The sequence below is a fragment of the Clostridium frigidicarnis genome, from assembly GCF_900111985.1.
Classification (GTDB): Bacteria; Bacillota; Clostridia; order Clostridiales; family Clostridiaceae; genus Clostridium_Z; species Clostridium_Z frigidicarnis.
In genome coordinates, this window is the sequence record NZ_FOKI01000094.1 from 1 (window position 1) to 2,261 (window position 2,261).

Genomic DNA, 2,261 nt, shown 5'->3' on the forward strand with positions numbered 1-2,261 from the left:
TTGTGTAGTGACTTAATTATAACAAGTATTTTGCGTAAATGTTTTTTATTCTATTTAATTGTAAAATTATTGAAGTGTTTTTGCACCATTATAGAAGACAACTATTATTGGGTATAATTTCACTATTTAAATTGTATTAAACAACCATATCTTCCAAGCAATTTTGTGATATTTTTAAATATTCTACTATTTCATTAACACTTTTCTTACCTTTTTTTGATTTTATTCCCAACCTTTGAATTGTATTAATTATTGTTTTAAGCAATTTTAAAATTGCTAATTCACCTTTGAAAATTTCAGCCCGTAATATGTTAAAAAACTCTGTACCTTAATAGAAAGCCTTTAGTTCACTTATTTCCTTGGAGTCTTCTTCATAGATAATATCTTTAGATGTAAAAACTATTATAGAAGAAAAAATTAATGAAATTAATTTTCCATATAAAAAATACTTGAATCCTTCTAGCTTTACTGGCTTTACATTATCAATATTGAAATTTGATTTCCATATTTTAAACATTCTTTCCACTTGCCATCTTAAGGTATAAATATCATATATTTCTTCAGTAGATAATATTTTCTCTGGCACATTAGTTATATAAACATTTACCCCATTCCAAGCTACACTCTTATCATTTCTAGTTCTTCGACCTCTATTTACAACTTTTAAATGTTTAATTTCTCTTTTTCCCTTGTTTTTTCAGATAATTTAGTTATAATTAATCTGATTTTTAGTTCCTTTTTGGAATCGATGTAGGCATTTTTGAGTTCAATTGTTTCACCATCTACTAATGGTTTGATGATCTCAAAGATGTCTATTTTTATATACTCAGTTGATTTTAATATTTCTCCATTTGACTTTATTTTAGGAGATGAGTTCTTTTTATATACTACTGAGGTACTCTTTAATTTTGATATAAAAAATACCTTCTTATCATGTATTTTTTTAGATGGTCTACTTTATAATATCCTAAATCAGCTAATCTAATATATCCACCTTTAGTATGCTTGTCCATAGTCTCAACGTATTTACCATCACTTGATGTTCCATTATCAATATCACAACATAAAAAACTTCCTGATAATAAATCATATTGCAATTGTATTTTTATTGCAGCTTTTGATCTTGAACCTCCTGAACCCTTAAATTTATCATAAAATTTCAAGGGTAATCCATAGCTAGTAGCATCATTTATAAGAATTCTATTAAAGTGTAATTTGTTACTTTGTTTATTAAGTATATTATTTTGTTTTATCATTATAAAGTTTACTGAACATTCGCTAAACCTTTTATTTAGTGCTTGTGGGGAGACTTCTATATTGAACTGATAATTTGATCTTGTACAATACTGTTGCTAGTGATTTTTCACATAAGTCACTGCTAGAAAAAATATTAAGTGATAAAAATGTTTCAGCTGTAATTTTACTTTTTCTTTTTACTAGTCCAGTTTGTTTACTAATCACATCTAAAAAGTCTATTGAAAAATTTTCCTTTGTATTATCACTTTTAACCTTGCATCCTTTCTTATTTCAAATATCCTAGAAATTATACCACAAAACAAATCTTCGGTTTCTTAGTTTCTTAGTTTGATGGCTATGGCAGTCTAGTGATTTTAATAGTACACATAATAAACTTTATAAACTAAAATCTCTACAACAAGTAATTTAATGAACATTAAAGCATTTAATTTTGTCTATATTTCGTTATAAAATTGTGGTTTATTAAGTATACCTTTTTTTAATAATAATTTTTCATAAAACTATTGACTTTTTATAACTGGTTTATTATTTAAATCAAAAATCTTCTTTAATACTTATACAATTAATATTCATTTAGTTGGTGTTCTTTCCTGCATCTGAATATTAGCTAAATTAATCTAGACTTGTTATATTTCACATTGTACTATTATTAGAATATTTTAAGTAATAATTATTATATAAATTAAATTTTTCAACTCTAACTTGCTTTACTTCTAACTTTTAATTTGTAAGCAGTTAAGCTTATCAATTTTAAAATCATTCCTTCTAAGTAAGTTCATTACCTTTACTTCAATCTATAAGTAACTTAATATAACACAAAACACTCGTAAAACAAAAAGTTTACAAGTGTTTTGTGTTGATAACGGTTATTTTCAATAAAAAAGGCCGTTTAGATTAACTCTAAACGGCTTTGGTGGCTCACCGGGGGATCGAACCCCGGACACCATGATTAAAAGTCATGTGCTCTACCGACTGAGCTAGTGAACCATAAATAACCTGGCAAC

Annotated in this window: 2 protein-coding genes and 1 tRNA gene; all 3 read right to left on the reverse strand. The window is 26.0% G+C overall.

What is annotated here, in order from left to right:
- Positions 1-328: 328 nt before the first annotated feature.
- The 3 genes from BM119_RS19395 to BM119_RS19405 all read right to left on the reverse strand — a co-directional run bounded on the left by BM119_RS19395 (position 329) and on the right by BM119_RS19405 (position 2,244).
- Positions 329-676: a transposase gene (locus tag BM119_RS19395; protein ID WP_090043341.1), complete on the reverse strand. Its 348-nt coding sequence runs from the start codon at positions 674-676 to the stop codon at positions 329-331.
- Between the two features lie 226 nt (positions 677-902).
- Positions 903-1,256, reverse strand: a complete 354-nt coding sequence (locus BM119_RS19400) for a transposase (RefSeq protein WP_090043342.1) — start codon at positions 1,254-1,256, stop codon at positions 903-905.
- 912 nt (positions 1,257-2,168) lie between these two features.
- Positions 2,169-2,244 (reverse strand) — tRNA-Lys (locus tag BM119_RS19405).
- Positions 2,245-2,261: the final 17 nt, after the last annotated feature.

Bases quoted from the DNA above. Each gene is read 5' to 3' on its own strand.
- BM119_RS19400 (WP_090043342.1), bottom strand. From the start codon at position 1,256: ATGATAAAACAAAATAATATACTTAATAAACAAAGTAACAAATTACAC.